The organism is Cobetia sp. BMC6, assembly GCF_029991385.1.
Classification (GTDB): Bacteria; Pseudomonadota; Gammaproteobacteria; order Pseudomonadales; family Halomonadaceae; genus Cobetia.
Genome location: NZ_JAKUMF010000001.1, coordinates 795,004 through 810,525 on the forward strand (window position 1 = coordinate 795,004; position 15,522 = coordinate 810,525).

Below are 15,522 nucleotides of genomic sequence, written 5' to 3' on the forward strand. Positions count from 1 at the left end.
AGCAGGTCTTGAACAAAGCGATAGGGCGCTTTCCCGTGAGACTCGCTGTGAAATTACAGCGTCAGAAAGCGCCACTAACGGCAGTCGTCATGCCCGAGGGCTGTCATGAGGACTATCAGCTATCACGCTGATTGAGGTCCACCAGGCGACCGATGGCGAGAATCTTGCCTGTCGGTTTGCCGGTCGGCGAACCGCCTTCTGGCTCCAGTGTCATCTCAAGCAGCTGGCCCGGACTCATGCTGCCGATCTGCTCGGCGCTGAGTTCTATACCGGCAATCGGGTCGACCAGCCCCAGTGAGCGCGGCCCTTCTTGCGGGTCGGTCAGGGTCCAGAGTTCGATGGCGCGATCCGTCGGACGCTCGATGGAGACCTTCGGTGTCAGCTGCAGGCCACCGCTGGGCGTGACATTGGCGACCCAGGTCGGCGTACCCGGATCTTCCAGTGTCTGCAGAATAGCGACCATGCGTTGTGCATCGCCGTCAGGTGTCTGGGTAGCCACTTCCGGCGAGGTGCCTTCCAGCGACGCGCTGGGCGAGAAGGGCCCCATCTGCATGACCAGCGCCAGGGCGAGGCCTGCCCCCAGACCCAGCCCGAGGCCACCGCCGAGCCAGCGCAGCAGCCAGGGCGCCTTGGTCGAGGCGCTTGTATGCTCTGCGTCATGTCGAGCGGCGGTATCATGGGCGGCGGAGGACTGCTTGAAGCGCACCAGGCTGGCGTCGATGCGCTTCCATAATGAGTCCGAAGGGGGCTCCGGCGGCAGGCGGTCACTCACGCTCAGCCAATGTTGCTGCCAGCGCAGGGCCATGCGTGCGGCAATGTCATCGCGCTCGATCCAGGCGCGCACTTCGGCCTCGCGTTCAGGGTCCAGCAGCCCGAGGGCATGCTCACCCAGCAGCAGGTTCTGTTCTTCGGGGGATTCGGGAATCAGGGGGCTATTCATCGTGACAGGCACTCCTGCAGTAGCTTGAGACCGGCGCGGATGCGTCCCTTGATGGTGCCAAGCGGTGCGCTCAGCTTCTCGGCGATCTGTTCGTGTGTCAGTCCCTTGAAGAAGGCCAGCAGAATGGGCTCGCGTCGTGGCACTTCCAGCTCACCCAGGCAGTCGCTCAACTGATGGGCCGTCTGGCTGTCATCGGCCGCGGTTTCCGGGTTGGCGAGCAGATCGGCCAGGGTGTCGAGCGCATCGCTGTCGCCGCGTGGCGTCCGCCCCTGGGCACGCAGTTGGTCCAGAGCGCGATAGCGCAGGATGGTAAACAGCCAGGCGCGACCATTGCCGAGTTCACGGCGATACTGGCCCGCGTTGGACCACAGCTTGATGAAGGCGTCATGGACGGCATCTTCGGCCTGGTCGCGGCTGTTCAGCAGGCGCATGGCGAGCGCCAGCATGCGGCCCGATTCGAGATCATAGAGGCTGCGGAACGCGGCCTCGTCTCCGCGTGCACAGGCTTCTATCGCACTGGCGTGGTCAAAGCTTTCCGCGTCTGGCGGACTGACTGACGGCTTCTGTGCTGGCATGGGGTGGCCGGCTCCTTTGGCAGGGGGTCCATTGTTCAGCTGACGGTATGTGCACCGCCGGGGAATGGCAAGTTGCATGATAGAGGCCTTTGTTCGGGAAAGAATCAATGCCCGTGACACTCGGGATGGCGGTGCGTCAATTGCGGGGGGATAGTCAGGTAACGTCCCGCTTCCCACCTTGGATGTTCGCGGCCGGTTTTCAAATGTGTCTGGGCGTGGCGTCAGCCGGTCACCTCACATCTGATGGGAAAAGCGCGGCGCGGCTGCATTGCTGCTCGCGCGGTGAGTCCGCATAATGGCCGGCATGACAGCCTGGGAGGCGTGATGAAGCAGCAATTCAATACGATCGGCGTGATTGGCCGACTGGGCAGTGCCCAGGTGGTGGATACGCTCAAGCGCTTGATTCGCTTTCTGGATTCCCGTGGCCTGGCCATGGTGATCGAGGAACGCACTGCCACGCTGCTGCTGGACCACGGTCTGCAGGTGGCCAGCCGCCGTCAGATGGGCGAGCAGTGTGATCTGGTGATCGTGGTCGGCGGTGACGGCAGCCTGCTGGGGGCGGCACGTGCGCTGTGCCGCAGCGGTACCCCAGTGCTCGGGGTCAATCGTGGGCGACTCGGCTTTCTGACCGACATTCGCCCCGATGAGCTCGAGGAGAAGGTGGCCGAGGTGCTGGGCGGCGACTATCTCAGCGAGCAACGCTTCCTGCTCGAGGCCGAGGTCTATCGTGACGGCGAGCGCATCGGGGCGGCCGATGGCCTCAATGACGTGGTGCTGCACCCCGGCAAGGCGGCGCGCATGATCGAATTCGAGCTGTTCATCGATGGCCAGTTCGTCTATTCCCAGCGCTCGGATGGCTTGATCGTCGCCACGCCGACCGGCTCGACCGCCTATGCGCTGTCCGGCGGCGGCCCCATCGTGCACCCGCGCCTCGAGGCGATCACCTTGGTGCCGATGTTCCCGCATACCCTTTCCAGTCGTCCGATCGTGATCGATGCGGCCAGCGAGATCATCCTGCATATCAGTGCCAGCAACTCGACCTATCCGCATATCAGCTGCGATGGCCAGACCCAGGTGGTGGCCAAGCCCGGGGATGTGCTCAAGATTCGGCGCAAGAATGAGCGTCTGACGCTGATTCATCCGCTGGAGCACAACTATTTCGAGATCTGTCGCACCAAGCTCGGTTGGAGCAATCGCCTCGGCGAATGACCTCAAGGCTGACACCATGCAAGCATTCGTGCCGCCACAGGATGGCTATGATCTCATCGGCGATATACACGGCTGCGGCGCCACTCTGGCGACGTTGCTGGAGACGCTCGGCTATCACATCGTCGATGGCGTCTATCGCCACCCGACCCGCAAGGTCATCTTTCTCGGTGATATCATCGATCGTGGTCCGCGCATCCGCCTGGCGGTGCAGCTGGCCAGCAGCATGGTCAATGCCGGCGAAGCGCTGATCGTGATGGGCAATCACGAATACAACGCCCTGGCGTATTGTCGGCGCGCACGCCCGCGTGCAGGCGGGGAGCATCGTGATTTCCTGCGCTCGCATACCTCACGTCACAATCGCATCATCCGCGAGACGCTTGACCAATATCAGCATCATCCCGATGAGTGGGACGAGGCGCTGCGCTGGTTCATGCGCATGCCGCTGTGTCTGGAGCTGCCGCCGCTGGCCCATGGCCAGAGTGGGCTGCGCGTGGTGCACGCCTGCTGGGACGAGCCGCTGGTGCGTACCTTCCTGGAGCGCTACCCCGATGGCTGCATCGATGAAGACTTCCTGCACGAGTCCATCGAGCACGACAGCTTCGCCTATCGTGTGCTGGACCGCATGACGCGCGGCGCGAATCTGCGCTTGCCGGAAGGAGTCGAGATCCACTCCGGCGATGGCTTCACGCGCCGAAGCTTCCGCACGCATTTCTGGGCACGTGAGCCCCGCACCTACGGCGATGTCGTCTTCCAGCCCGACAACCTGCCCGGCGAACTGGAATCACGCTGGTTGAGTGAGCAGGAGCTGGCCAATCTGCCTTACTACGGGCCGGAGCAGCCGCCGCTGTTCCTCGGACACTACTGGTGCGAGGGCTTGCCGGCGCTGCCGGCCCCCAACATCGCCTGCCTGGATTACAGCGCGGTCAAATTCGGGCGCCTGGTGGCGTATCGCTTCAGTGGCGAAGCCACGCTGGATGCCGCCAACTTCGTGTGGGTGCCGGTACCGCGTGAGCCTTCCCGACGCCCCGTGCCGGAAGAGCTGTCCCGCGACACCCTGTCGAACCCGTCATTGGCCAATGGCGCCAGTCAATAGCACTGGTCATTGGCTTGGTCGTTGGCACGTCCCAATAGCGTCAGTGATGCTGGCGATGGATGATGATTGTTTTTTACAATCACATGTCAGTGAACCAAAGCCCGATTGCGCACTCTGAGTAAGTGTTCCCTTGAATGATCCTTGCTCAGTCCGGTGCCCCCCACCGGGCTTTTTTTATGTCTGTCACAAAGCCCAGACGACTGCGGCGCTGTGGTAGCTTTTCGCAGGCTGGTCTGACTTCTCCTTGTTTATCAACGTGTACTGAGTCTGTTCAGTCGCGTGTCATCTTCAGAGGCATATATGTTCAAGGTTCTGACGCTGCCCGAATCCTTCGACAGCCGCCCCCTGCGTGAAGCCCTGTGGGCCGAGAAGATCGGTCACCAGATCACCCTGAGCCAGGCTCGCCCGACAGAGGCTGCGTCTGACGAGGATGCCGAGAGCCACGAGGGCGGCCAGGAGCTGTGGCTGGCTGACCCCGAGCAACTGCCGCGCGTCATCGCGATGCTCGAGCGCCAGTCACGCGGTGAGCCGTTGCGGGATGCCTCCGCAGGCGCCGCGACGCGTGGTACCGCCAGTTCTCAGTCCCTCATCGCCCTGATGCGCCAGACGCCGCTGACCTGGCTGGTCGGTCTGGCCTGCTGTATCACAGTGATGTTCCAGTATGCGCTGGGCCAGGCGGCGGTCTTCGAATGGCTGGCCATCGTGCCCTTCGAGCTTGTCGGCAGTCAGCACATCGCACCCGAGCCGCTGTCCGTGACGCTGGCGGGGGAGTGGTGGCGGCTCTGGTCGCCGTCGTTGATGCACTTCGGGGTACTGCACCTGGTGTTCAACCTGTTGTGGCTGTGGGTGTTCGGGCGTCAGATCGAGGCCATCGATGGTGGTTGGCGCTTCGCGCTGGTCGTGGTGCTGAGCGGCGTGGCGGCCAATCTGGCGCAATATGCCACCGGCAGCGTACTGTTCGGCGGGTTGTCGGGGATCGACTTCGCCGTGATCGGCTATGTCTTCATCGCTGCGCGCCGCCGCCCGGCGCTGGGCTATGAGATGCAGCGCTCGCTGATGATCTTCATGCTGATCTATCTGGTGCTGTGCATGACGCCGCTCTCGAGTGCCATCGGCCTTGGCGCCATTGCCAACGAGGCCCATCTTGGCGGCCTGCTGACCGGCCTGCTGCTGGGCTGGCTGCTCCCCAGACGCAGCGCAGGCTGAGCGTTGGCGATTCGGCCCTAGGGATGACACCTCTGGAAATGACACTGCGCTAAATGACAATGCTAGAATGGCGGCCATCCCCTGTGACTCCGATGGCCCGCCTTCGGCAGTCGTGGACCCGCATCAGGAGAGTATGTGATGAGCAACATGTCCTTTGACGGCATGATCGAGCAGATGACGCCGACCATCTACGAGAGCCTCAAGCAGTCCATGCAGCTGCGCAAATGGCCGGATGGCCGTGTGCTGACCCAGGAGCAGGTCGAGCTGTGCATGGAAGCCGTCATCAAGTACGAAGCGCACAACAACGTGCCTGTCGAGTCGCGTGTCGGCTTCATCGACAACGGCACCTGTGGGCCGCGTGATGATGACAGCGCCGCAAGCGATGAGCCGGAGCAGATCAAGTGGGTCAACTGACGCTGGATGATGCCCTGAGCGCGGATGAGGCCTCTGGCACGGCTCAGGACGTCAGTGCCCAAGCTGTGGCGCCTATCACGCTGAGTGGCAACATCCGCAAGATGTCCATCGTGCCTGTCGGTGAAGCGCTTGCGATCGATACCTCGTTCGAGGCGCCGTCGGTCACGCGGGAGCCGCTGGCGGCCAGCTATGGCCTGCGCCTGGGCGAGATCACCCAGCCGCTGAATGCCTATATCGGCCACAAGGTGCGCCTGAGTTTCACTGGTCAGATCCACTGCAGCCATTGTGGTCGCAAGACCAAGAAGAGCTTCGCCCAGGGGCATTGCTATCCGTGCTTTCGCAAGCTGCCGCAGTGCGATGGCTGCATCATGAAGCCGGAGACCTGTCACTACGCCGAAGGTACCTGCCGTGATCCGCAGTGGGGCGAGGAACACTGCTTCCAGCCGCATATCGTCTATCTGGCCAACTCCTCCGGCCTCAAGGTCGGCATCACGCGCAAGACCCAGATGCCGACGCGCTGGTTCGATCAGGGCGCCATCCAGGCGCTGCCCATCGTCGAGGTGTCCAATCGCCTGCAGTCGGGGCTGGTCGAGGTGCTGTTCAAGCAGGCGCTGAACGACCGCACCAACTGGCGGGCGATGCTCAAGGGCGATGTGGCCGAGCTGGATCTGGAAGCCGAGCGGGACGCCTTGCTGGCCCAGATGTCAGAAGGCCTGGCAGCGCTGCAGGCGCATTGCGGCGAAGGCGCCATCCGGGTGCTGGACACCACGGCGCTGGCCTTCGAGTTTCCGGTGCGCACCGCGCCGAGCAAGGTCATCTCGTTCAACTTCGACAAGACGCCAGTGGTGGAAGGCGTACTCGAAGGGCTCAAGGGTCAGTATCTGATTCTCGACAGCGGCGTGATCAACCTGCGCAAGTTCACCGGCTATGAGATCGAGGCCCAGCTCGGCGAGCAATGAGCCGCGGCTGAGCCATAGCCAAGAGCACAGCACCGCACACACGACAGCGCCCACCCTCCGTCACGGAGGGTGGGCGCTGTCGTTTCTGTGCCTCTGGTTTCTGGTTTCTCGTTGCTTGCTACAGGCTTGCAGACTCGGGGCGTGTCAGCCCAGCACGGGCTGGCGGCGCGCCTGCATGCGGGCCAGAAATACCTGCATCACGCGCCGGTAGAGCTCGCGTCCCAGCACCACATCCTCGACGCCGGCATCCAGATTCGGATTGTCGTTGACCTCGATGACCACCACGCGGTCCTCCAGCTGCTTCAAGTCGACGCCATAGAGGCCATCGCCGATCAGGCGGGTCGCCTTCAGGGCCGCCTTGATCACGGCCGCTGGCACCTCGCTCGGGTCGACTGTCGCGAAGCCGCCGGAGCGGGTGCGCGCGCCGCTGTGGTCGTAGATCTGCCAATGGCCGCGTGCCATGTAGTAGCGGCTGGCGAACAGCAGCTTGCCGTCGAGCACGCCGATGCGCCAGTCGAACTCGGTCGGCAGCCACTCCTGCAACAGCAGCAGGGCGGAATCCTGGAACAGCCGTTCGGCTTCGCGCACCAGCGTCTCCGGGCCATCGATCTTGACGATGCCACGGGAGAAGGCGCCATCCGGCACCTTCATCACCAGCGGGTAGCGCATGTGCTGACCGCGCTCGGCCAGCTGGCGCAGTTCGCCCCGATGGATCAGGCGACCCTGCGGTGCACTCAGGCCGCGTGCCTTGAGAAGTTCATGCAGGAAGACCTTGTTGGTGCAGCGCAGGATCGACTGACTGTCATCGATCACCACTAGCCCTTCATGCTCGGCACGCTTGGCCATGCGATAGGTGTGGTGATCCAGACTGGTCGTCTCGCGGATGAACAGGCCATCGAACTCGGCCAGGCGGCCCTCGTCGCGTCTGGTGATCAGGCTGACATCGATGCCCAGTCGGCGCCCCTCGCGGATGAAGTGCTTGAGTGCGGTCCGGTTGGACGGTGGCAGCGCCTCGTCGGGATCGATCAGCATGGCGAGATCGAAGCGGTAATGGCGGCGTGCCTTGGGCGTGCGCCACACCTTGCGCGAATGGCGATTGAGCGCCTGGGCGAAGCGGTCTTCATTCGCCGTTGCCAGGTGGCTCAGGGATTGCGGGCGCACTCGCTTGAGCACCCAATGATCGCCACGGCCTTCAAGACGCACCTCCAGCAGCGGGCAGGGCAGACGCTCGAACAGCTTGCGTGCGAGACGCGCAAGCGCGGGGTCTGCGCTCTCGCCGAAGGTCAGCAGCAGGTCGAGTCGCGGCGGCTTGCCAGCTCCATGCAGCACGCCTTGCGGGGCGGGCAGTGCGCCCTTGCGGGTCAGCTCCTCGAGCAGTACGCGGATGCCGCCCAGCTCCATGTCGATCAGCGACTTGCGTGACAGCTGATTGAGGGTTTCCACTGACGGCAACGCCTTCTGACCGCGCGCCTGGGCCAGCAGCGAGACGTAATAGCCGATGCCCAGGTAATCCAGCCCGCCACACAGATTGATGACGTGGGTGGCGGGCTGCGGTGCATCGTCGGCGCGCTGGGCTGGCGCATCGCTTGAGAGTTCGGAAAGAAAGTCATGGGCGCTGATGACATCATCACTGGGATAGAAGGCGCGCCAGTCAGAAACACGGTCAACCACGATACGCAGGCGGGACATTGCGAAGCCTCGCAAGGCGGGCACCGAAGCGGTGCCGAGTGCGCGCATCATGAGAAACAATCCCCGTCATCGCAATAGGCTGGAAAGTGAAATAATTTCATGCAAAGAGACCAAGACAAGACGCTTCTGCATGCCCAGAATGCAGCGCATTGCTACCGCCCCGCGACACGCTGAACATCAAGCAGCGTCAGGGCGCTGACAGGCGGGAGAGCCTGCACCATGACCCCCATTCTGCGCCCGGCCATCCGGGCCGATCTCGACGCTCTGGTAGAGCTCGAGGAAGTCAGTTTCGACAGCGACTGGTTCAGTCGTCGTCAGCTGTCCCACCTGATACTGCGTGCCCATGCCCGTACCCTGGTGATCATCCAGCCCGATGACGATGTCATCCCATCCACAGCGGCGGTGGACGATGTCATGGCCGCGCTATGGCCAGACGGTAGCGTCGAGCGTGATGACGCTACGCCGCTGCGCAGTGTGCTTGGCTACGGCACCGTACTGTTTCGGCGCAATTCACGCCGGGCGCGACTCTACTCCTTCTGCCTGCACCCGGAATCGCGTGGCCGAGGCCTTGCCCAGCGCATGCTGACAACGCTTGAGCAGCTGGCCATCGCCCAGGGCTGTACGCAGTTCGATCTTGAGGTGCATACCGGCAATGGCGCGGCGATCGCGCTCTACGAGCGACACGGCTTCGAGAAGTGTGGTCGCCTGCGCGATTACTATGCCGATGGGGCCGCCGCCTGGAAGATGCGCAAGGCACTGACGGTAGATTCGCCGGCGCCAGTGGCTGAGAAACTCGCGGCCGATGAGGCCGGTGAAGCGCACTGGGGGCCGCCCTCGACGGTGAATGCCGGCGCCGCCTGAGCCGGGGGCATGGCGCGCGTGGCCCCCATGGGCTAGGATGCGCTGTTTATTCTTCATGGCTTCAAAGGAATCGCTCCCATGCCGTCATTCGATATTGTCTCCGAACTCGACAAGCACGAAGTTCAGAATGCCGTCGATCAGGCCAATCGCGAACTCGCGACGCGCTTTGATTTCAAGGGCGTGACTGCCAGCTTCGAACTCGAGAAGGAAGAGAACGTCAATCTGGAAGCCGATGCCGACTTCCAGTTGCGTCAGATGGTCGAACTGCTCAAGGGCCGTCTGATCGCGCGTGGCATCGACGTGCGCTGTCTGGAAGAGAAGGATGCCGACACCGCTGGTGTGCGTGCCCGTCAGCAACTGGTGCTGCGTCAGGGGCTGGACCAGCCGACCGCCAAGAAGATCGTCAAGGCGCTCAAGGATGCCAAGCTCAAGGTCCAGGCGCAGATCCAGGGCGAGAAGGTACGCGTCACCGGCAAGAAGCGTGACGACCTGCAGGGCGCCATGGCACTGCTCAAGGGCGATGAGAGTATCGATCTGCCGCTGCAGTTCAACAACTTCCGCGACTGATCCAGCGCTCAAGTGACTGGCGGTCGCCATTATCAGCACCGTTCGCTATCGGCGTGCGGTGCTGTATTCGTTTGACTCGCTGATTTGCGGTTTCGTGAGAGTCACTGACTCGCATGTTTTCTGGCTCAACGGATTCGCTTTGAAAGCGTCATGTCTCGTTGCTGGGGCTACGCTTGTCCAGCCCGGTGCATCACTCGAGACGACCGGACGCGTCGCTTTCAAAGCGTTTCACCCTATTCGTACGTGATATCTGCGCCATGCGGGCCGCTACGGCACCCGCCAACGCGCAAAGAGAGGTTATATGTCTGCTCCGCTCGCTATCGGCCAGCGCAACACCCTGACGATCACCAAGCGGGTCGGCTTCGGCGTCTTCCTCGATGGTGGGGATCGCGGGGAAATCCTGCTGCCGACACCTTTCATTCCGGCGGGGGCCGACATCGGTGACGAAGTCGAAGTCTTCGTCAGCCTGGATGATGAAGACCGCCTGCTGGCCACCACGCGCTATCCGCGTGCCATGGTCGGCGAATTCGCCGCGCTCAAGGTGGTCGAGGTCAATGACATCGGCACCTTCCTCGACAATGGCCTGGGCAAGGATCTGCTGCTGCCCTACGGCGAGCGCAAGCGTGAGCTCAAGGCCGGTCAGTTCGCCATGGTGCACGTCGGTCTCGACAAGCACAGTGACCGCATGGTGGCCTCGATGCGCCTGGATCGCTGGCTCGACAAGACGCCGGCCACCTACGCGGTGGGCCAGGAAGTCTCCGGTCTGGTCGCTGCCCGCACCGACCTGGGCATGAAGATCATCATCGACAACGCCCATTGGGGCCTGGTGCACCACGACCGGATCTTCACGCGTCTGCGCATCGGCAACCGTCTGCGTCTGTGGGTGTTGAAGAATGACGGCAACGGCAATGTCGATCTCACGCCGCAGGCGCCGGGCCCGGCTGGCCATCAGCAGCTGGCGGACCGCATTCTGGCTGCGCTGGAAGCCAGCCAGGGCGTACTGCCGCTAGGCGACAAGAGCGAACCGGAAGCCATCAGCGAAGCCTTCGGTGCCAGCAAGGCCAACTTCAAGCGCGCCATCGGCCATCTGAAGCGTGAAGGCAAGGTCACGCTGGCGCCCACCGAGACGCGTCTGGTCAAGTAAGCACTCCTGTCAGCCAGTGCTGCCGCTGCCACCCTCGGGAGACCGACGGGTGGCAGTTTGCGTTTCAGGCTGCTGCATGGCACCAATGACGGCGTATCATGAGGGAATCTTGTGCTGAGTCACCCCATTCGCTCCTTCACCTTCGACAAGGAATGTCTGCATGACTGTCTCTGCTTCTGCTGCCTCCGCTTCTGCTGGTTCGCCGCGCCTGTTGATTGCCCCTGACAGCTTCAAGGAAGCGCTGGCAGCCAGTGATGCCGCCGAGGCCATGGCGCGTGGTGTTCGCCGGGTGCTGCCCGAGGCACAGATCGACCTCTGCCCGCTGGGGGATGGCGGTGAGGGCACGTTGGCGGCATTGTTGGCGGCGGCCAGTGAAGCAGACCCCATCGAGGCGCGCAGCGCTCAGGTGCGTGATCCGCTCGGGCGCGACGTCACCGCCCAGTGGGGCTGGCAGCCGGGTAGCCGCACGGCCATCGTCGAGCTGGCCGAAGCCAGTGGTCTGCATCTGGTCAGCCTTGAAGAGCGCGACGCGCGTGTCGCCGATACGCATGGCGTAGGCGAGCTGATCCTGGCGGCGCTGGACGCCGGTGCCGAGCGGCTGATCGTCACGCTGGGCGGCAGTGCTACCAACGATGGCGGCAGCGGCATGCTGCGTGCGCTCGGGCTGCGTCTGCTCGACGCTGAGGGGGAAGAGCTGCCCGCGGGAGGCGCGGCCCTCGCGCGTCTGGCGAGTCTGGACGTCAGTGCGCTGGACCCACGCCTGGCCAACCTCAAGGTGTCTGCCGCGGTCGACGTCGACAACCCTCTGTGTGGCCCGCGCGGCGCGAGCGCCGTGTTCGGCCCGCAGAAGGGCGCCGATGCCGCGGTGGTCGAGGAGCTGGATGCGGCTCTGGCCCACTTCGCGCGCCTGAGCGCTGAAGTGCTGGGCGCAGACCAGCAGCAGTTGGCCGGAGCAGGAGCCGCAGGCGGCATGGGCTACGCGGTGGCGGCCTGGCTGAACGGCGAGTTGCGTCCGGGCATCGAGCTGGTGATGGAGCGCCTCAACGTGAGCGAACGTCTGGCGGGCTGTGATCTGCTGATCACCGGGGAAGGCGGCCTGGATGGCCAGAGCCTGGGCGGCAAGACCCCCATCGGTGCGGCGCGAGCCGCGCGAGCCGCCGGGGTGCCCGCCATCGTGCTGGCGGGGCGACTGGCCGAGGGCTGGCAAGCCGCCCATGATGAGGGGGTCAGTGCCGTCTTCACGCTGTGTGACAGTGCCATGCCGCTTGAGCAGGCGCTGGCGCGCACCTCGGAGCTGCTGGCTGACCGCTGCGAGGCCATCATGCGTCTCTGGCAGTTGGCGCAGCCCGACTGAGCGCAGCCCGACTGAACGCAGCCCGACTGAACGCAGCCCGACTGCGGCGTCGAATCCGGCAGCAGACACCGGCCCACGGCCCCCGTGGCGGGGGGCGTGGCCTTTCGCGATATCGGCAAGCCCGTTACCATGCACGCAGTTGCTATCAGGCGGATAGTCAGAAAGTACTTTCCCCATGAACGACTTGGCGTTTGACTGATAGCAGGAAGCACACGGTGTGTGACCGCAGGTGGTGAGGAACCGACATGATGATCTTTCGGCGCATGAAGCGTATCTGCTGGCTTGGCCTGGCCTGGTTGTTCTTCGGCATCGGCTTCGCTGGCATGTTTCTGCCGCTGCTGCCCACCACCGTCTTCATGCTGCTGGCGCTGGCCTGTGCCAGCCGAGGTTCACCGCGTTTTGCGCGCTATATCCGGGAACATCCCCAGATCGGGCCGACACTGGTGGCCTGGGAGCGCGAACGCGCCATTCCGCTGCGCGCGCGCATCATGGCGGTCAGCATGCTGGCCGTCTCGATGTTGATCATCCTGTTCACCGTGTCAGTGCTGGCCGTCAAGGTCTCGCTGCTGGTCTTCCTGTCGCTGCTGGCACTCTGGTTGGCAACGCGTCCGGAGCCCAAGGGCGAGGGGGCGAACCTTGCCGTCGGTGGCGAATCCCTTCCGCGCGAATGAGCGCTTCATCGCGGGCAGGTGAGGTGTCTGCTCCCTCGCTGTCCGCTGTCTTCCTGCCGTGAGGAGTCTCCTCCCTCGGCGCTGATTGCGGAGTCTTTGATGTCACAACCTGCAGCGATTCATCTGGCCGATTATCAGGCACCCGCCTGGCGTGTGCTGGACACCCGCCTGACGTTTGATCTGGCACCGTCCGCGACCCGTGTGACGACCGTGCTGACCCTCGAGGCCAATCCCGATGCCGCCGTGGGCAGTGATGCCACGCCGCCGCTGGTGCTCAATGGCGAGCATCTGACGCTGGAGTCCGTGCGTGTCGATGGGCGAGCGCTCGCCAGTGATGAATACAAGCTCGACGAGACTCACCTGACGCTGGCCGGCCTGCCGGCCCGCTGTGAGCTCGAGACGGTGGTGGTGATCGATCCGGCCGCGAATACCGCGCTGGAAGGCCTCTACGTGTCCTCGGGCATGTTCTGCACCCAGTGCGAGGCCGAAGGCTTCCGTCGCATCACCTACTACCCGGACCGCCCGGACGTGATGTCGGTGTTCACCACCACCATCATCGCCGACAAGGACAGCTACCCGATCCTGCTCTCCAACGGCAATCCCGTCGAGCGTGGCGAGCGCGAGGGCGGTCGTCACTTCGTCACCTGGCAGGACCCGCACCCCAAGCCGTGCTATCTGTTCGCGCTGGTGGCGGGTGACCTGGTCAAGCATGACGACAGCTTCACCACCATGAGTGGCCGTGAAGTCGCTCTGGAAATCTGGGTCGAGCCGGAAAATCTCGACAAGACCCAGCACGCCATGAACTCCCTCAAGGCCTCCATGAAGTGGGACGAGGAGGTCTACGGTCGTGAATATGACCTCGACATCTTCATGATCGTCGCGGTCAACGACTTCAACATGGGCGCGATGGAGAACAAGGGCCTCAACATCTTCAACAGCGCCTGCGTACTGGCCAACCCCGATACCACCACTGACGCCGCCTTCCAGCGCGTCGAAGGGGTGGTCGCGCATGAGTACTTCCACAACTGGTCGGGCAACCGTGTCACCTGCCGTGACTGGTTCCAGCTGTCCCTGAAGGAAGGCTTCACCGTCTATCGTGACCAGACCTTCTCCGCCGACATGAACTCGGCGCCGGTCAAGCGTATCGAAGACGTCGCCATGCTGCGTACCGCGCAGTTCGCCGAAGATGCCGGCCCCACCGCACACCCGGTGCGCCCGGCCTCCTATATCGAGATTTCCAACTTCTACACCCTGACCATCTACGAGAAGGGTTCCGAAGTGGTGCGCATGGTCGCCAATCTGCTCGGGGAAGAAGCCTTCCGTCGTGGCAGTGATCTCTACTTCGCGCGCAACGATGGCAGCGCCGCCACCATCGAGGACTTCATCAGCGCGATGAGCGAAGCCTCCGGTCGCGACTTCAGCCAGTTCATGCGCTGGTACTCCCAGGCCGGTACCCCGAACATCGCCGCCAGTGGCGCCTTCGATGCCCAGGCTGGCACCTATTCCCTCACGTTGCGTCAGTCCACGCCGCCCACGCCGGGGCAGGCGGAGAAGCTGCCGCTGGTGATTCCGGTGCGCATGGGGCTGGTCGGCGCCGATGGCTGCGATCTCACGCTGACCCTCGACGGCGAAGCGCTGGGCACGGAAACCGTACTGGAGCTGACCGAGGCCGAGCAGACCTTCGTCTTCACCGGTCTTGCGGGCGATGCCGAGCCGGTGCCGTCGCTGCTGCGTGGCTTCTCGGCGCCGGTCAAGCTGGCCTTTGACTATAGCCGTGAGCAGCTGGCCTTCCTGATGCAGTACGACAGCGATGGCTTCAACCGCTGGGATGCCGGTCAGCGTCTGGCCATGGCAGCGATTGAAGACCTGATAGCGGCCTGGCAGTGTGGCGAGCACGAGGCCCAGCTGGATGAGCGCCTGCTGGCCGCCTATCGCTTCCTGCTCCAGAGCGAGGCTTCCGATCGTGCGGTGCTGGCCGAGATGCTGACGCTGCCCTCGGAGGCCTATATCGCCGAGCAGCAGAGTGTCGTCGATGTCGATGCCATACACTGGGCGCGCAAGACCGCCAAGGCGCAGCTGGCCAGCGCGCTGCGTGACGACTTCGTGGCGCTCTATCACGCCAATGCACAGCAGGGCGACTACGCGCCGACCTTCGAGCAGATGGCGCGTCGCAGCCTCAAGAATGCCGCGCTCAGCTATCTGATGAGCATCGAGGATGAGGAGGGCGTGCGTCTGGCCCAGGCCCAGCTGGCGGCGGCCCACAACATGACCGACGTGCGTGCCGCGCTGACGATGCTGGTGCACTCCTCACGCACTGATCTGGGTGACCCGGCGCTCAAGTCCTTCGCCGAGCGCTGGTCGCATGATCCGCTGGTGATGGACCAGTGGTTCTCGATCCAGGTCACGCGTCCGCAGGCCGATGTGCTGGACCGCGTGCGCTTCCTGATGGAGCACCCGGCCTTCTCGTTGACCAACCCCAACAAGGTGCGTGCCTTGATTGGCGCCTTCGCCGGCCAGAACCGCGTCAACTTCCACCGTCTCGATGGCGAAGGCTATCGTCTGCTGGCGGATGTGGTCATCGAGCTCAATCGCCTGAACCCGGAGATCGCGGCGCGCATCATCACGCCGCTGACGCGTTACAAGCGCTTCGATGCCAAGCGTCAGGACTTGATGAAGGCAGAGCTTGAGCGTATCCGTGGCGAGAAGCTCTCGAACAACCTGTATGAAGTCGTGGAGAAGGCGCTGGCCTGATCCTCTGAACTGACCCTTGAAGACAGGCGGCAGTCGTCGCGCCATGGTGATGACTGCCGCTGACATGAAAAAGCCCCTGCCGATCGGCA

General features: G+C 63.7%; 14 protein-coding genes. 11 read left to right on the plus strand and 3 right to left on the minus strand.

All coding sequences use genetic code 11. The features are described 5' to 3' along the window. Positions 1–115: 115 nt before the first annotated feature. On the minus strand, positions 116–940 hold the full coding sequence (locus MKZ40_RS03430) for an anti-sigma factor (protein ID WP_175089407.1): 825 nt from the start codon (positions 938–940) through the stop codon (positions 116–118). Then, entirely contained in the window at positions 937–1,515 is a 579-nt protein-coding gene (locus MKZ40_RS03435) for a sigma-70 family RNA polymerase sigma factor (RefSeq protein ID WP_043334088.1), read from the minus strand. The genes MKZ40_RS03430 and MKZ40_RS03435 overlap by 4 nt, the downstream gene beginning before the upstream one ends. 324 nt (positions 1,516–1,839) lie before the next feature. On the opposite strand from MKZ40_RS03435, the gene MKZ40_RS03440 reads away from it, so the two are divergent. The 5 genes from MKZ40_RS03440 to MKZ40_RS03460 all read left to right on the plus strand — a co-directional run bounded on the left by MKZ40_RS03440 (position 1,840) and on the right by MKZ40_RS03460 (position 6,396). Continuing rightward, on the plus strand, positions 1,840–2,724 hold the full coding sequence (locus tag MKZ40_RS03440) for an NAD(+) kinase (protein ID WP_175089409.1): 885 nt from the start codon (positions 1,840–1,842) through the stop codon (positions 2,722–2,724). A 16-nt stretch (positions 2,725–2,740) separates the two neighbouring features. Next, positions 2,741–3,817, plus strand: coding sequence for a metallophosphoesterase (locus tag MKZ40_RS03445; RefSeq protein WP_175089411.1), 1,077 nt, complete (start codon positions 2,741–2,743; stop codon positions 3,815–3,817). A 300-nt stretch (positions 3,818–4,117) separates the two neighbouring features. Continuing rightward, complete coding sequence (locus tag MKZ40_RS03450) at positions 4,118–5,023, plus strand: rhomboid family intramembrane serine protease (protein ID WP_175089413.1); 906 nt, start codon at positions 4,118–4,120, stop codon at positions 5,021–5,023. A gap of 138 nt (positions 5,024–5,161) precedes the next feature. Beyond that, entirely contained in the window at positions 5,162–5,437 is a 276-nt protein-coding gene (locus MKZ40_RS03455) for a DUF1315 family protein (protein WP_175089415.1), read from the plus strand. Next, positions 5,425–6,396 carry a DUF2797 domain-containing protein gene (locus tag MKZ40_RS03460; protein WP_282627782.1) on the plus strand — a complete coding sequence of 324 codons (972 nt, stop codon included), beginning with the start codon at positions 5,425–5,427 and terminating at the stop codon, positions 6,394–6,396. The genes MKZ40_RS03455 and MKZ40_RS03460 overlap by 13 nt, the downstream gene beginning before the upstream one ends. A gap of 144 nt (positions 6,397–6,540) precedes the next feature. Here MKZ40_RS03460 and MKZ40_RS03465 read toward each other — a convergent pair whose 3' ends face one another. Continuing rightward, positions 6,541–8,136, minus strand: a complete 1,596-nt coding sequence (locus MKZ40_RS03465) for a RimK family protein (RefSeq protein WP_348994680.1) — start codon at positions 8,134–8,136, stop codon at positions 6,541–6,543. A gap of 168 nt (positions 8,137–8,304) precedes the next feature. On the opposite strand from MKZ40_RS03465, the gene MKZ40_RS03470 reads away from it, so the two are divergent. The 6 genes from MKZ40_RS03470 to pepN all read left to right on the plus strand — a co-directional run bounded on the left by MKZ40_RS03470 (position 8,305) and on the right by pepN (position 15,433). Continuing rightward, positions 8,305–8,946 carry an N-acetyltransferase gene (locus tag MKZ40_RS03470; protein ID WP_175089416.1) on the plus strand — a complete coding sequence of 214 codons (642 nt, stop codon included), beginning with the start codon at positions 8,305–8,307 and terminating at the stop codon, positions 8,944–8,946. Positions 8,947–9,024: 78 nt separating this feature from the next. Next, positions 9,025–9,513, plus strand: coding sequence for a YajQ family cyclic di-GMP-binding protein (locus MKZ40_RS03475; RefSeq protein WP_175089418.1), 489 nt, complete (start codon positions 9,025–9,027; stop codon positions 9,511–9,513). A 301-nt stretch (positions 9,514–9,814) separates the two neighbouring features. Beyond that, positions 9,815–10,657 (plus strand): S1-like domain-containing RNA-binding protein, encoded by an 843-nt coding sequence (locus MKZ40_RS03480; RefSeq protein WP_175089419.1) that lies wholly within the window; start codon positions 9,815–9,817, stop codon positions 10,655–10,657. Positions 10,658–10,817: 160 nt separating this feature from the next. Continuing rightward, positions 10,818–12,011 carry a glycerate kinase gene (locus tag MKZ40_RS03485; protein WP_175089421.1) on the plus strand — a complete coding sequence of 398 codons (1,194 nt, stop codon included), beginning with the start codon at positions 10,818–10,820 and terminating at the stop codon, positions 12,009–12,011. A 245-nt stretch (positions 12,012–12,256) separates the two neighbouring features. After that, entirely contained in the window at positions 12,257–12,682 is a 426-nt protein-coding gene (locus MKZ40_RS03490) for a YbaN family protein (protein WP_254627065.1), read from the plus strand. 99 nt (positions 12,683–12,781) lie between these two features. Continuing rightward, entirely contained in the window at positions 12,782–15,433 is a 2,652-nt protein-coding gene (pepN, locus tag MKZ40_RS03495; RefSeq protein WP_175089423.1) for an aminopeptidase N, read from the plus strand. Positions 15,434–15,522: the final 89 nt, after the last annotated feature.

What these genes read in the sequence shown, in the direction of transcription:
- MKZ40_RS03430 (WP_175089407.1), bottom strand. Translation starts at nt 940, where the DNA reads ATGAATAGCCCCCTGATTCCCGAATCCCCCGAAGAACAGAACCTGCTG.
- MKZ40_RS03435 (WP_043334088.1), bottom strand. Translation starts at nt 1,515, where the DNA reads ATGCCAGCACAGAAGCCGTCAGTCAGTCCGCCAGACGCGGAAAGCTTT.
- MKZ40_RS03440 (WP_175089409.1), top strand. Translation starts at nt 1,840, where the DNA reads ATGAAGCAGCAATTCAATACGATCGGCGTGATTGGCCGACTGGGCAGT.
- MKZ40_RS03445 (WP_175089411.1), top strand. Translation starts at nt 2,741, where the DNA reads ATGCAAGCATTCGTGCCGCCACAGGATGGCTATGATCTCATCGGCGAT.
- MKZ40_RS03450 (WP_175089413.1), top strand. Translation starts at nt 4,118, where the DNA reads ATGTTCAAGGTTCTGACGCTGCCCGAATCCTTCGACAGCCGCCCCCTG.
- MKZ40_RS03455 (WP_175089415.1), top strand. Translation starts at nt 5,162, where the DNA reads ATGAGCAACATGTCCTTTGACGGCATGATCGAGCAGATGACGCCGACC.
- MKZ40_RS03465 (WP_348994680.1), bottom strand. Translation starts at nt 8,136, where the DNA reads ATGATGCGCGCACTCGGCACCGCTTCGGTGCCCGCCTTGCGAGGCTTC.
- MKZ40_RS03470 (WP_175089416.1), top strand. Translation starts at nt 8,305, where the DNA reads ATGACCCCCATTCTGCGCCCGGCCATCCGGGCCGATCTCGACGCTCTG.
- MKZ40_RS03475 (WP_175089418.1), top strand. Translation starts at nt 9,025, where the DNA reads ATGCCGTCATTCGATATTGTCTCCGAACTCGACAAGCACGAAGTTCAG.
- MKZ40_RS03480 (WP_175089419.1), top strand. Translation starts at nt 9,815, where the DNA reads ATGTCTGCTCCGCTCGCTATCGGCCAGCGCAACACCCTGACGATCACC.
- MKZ40_RS03485 (WP_175089421.1), top strand. Translation starts at nt 10,818, where the DNA reads ATGACTGTCTCTGCTTCTGCTGCCTCCGCTTCTGCTGGTTCGCCGCGC.
- MKZ40_RS03490 (WP_254627065.1), top strand. Translation starts at nt 12,257, where the DNA reads ATGATGATCTTTCGGCGCATGAAGCGTATCTGCTGGCTTGGCCTGGCC.
- pepN (WP_175089423.1), top strand. Translation starts at nt 12,782, where the DNA reads ATGTCACAACCTGCAGCGATTCATCTGGCCGATTATCAGGCACCCGCC.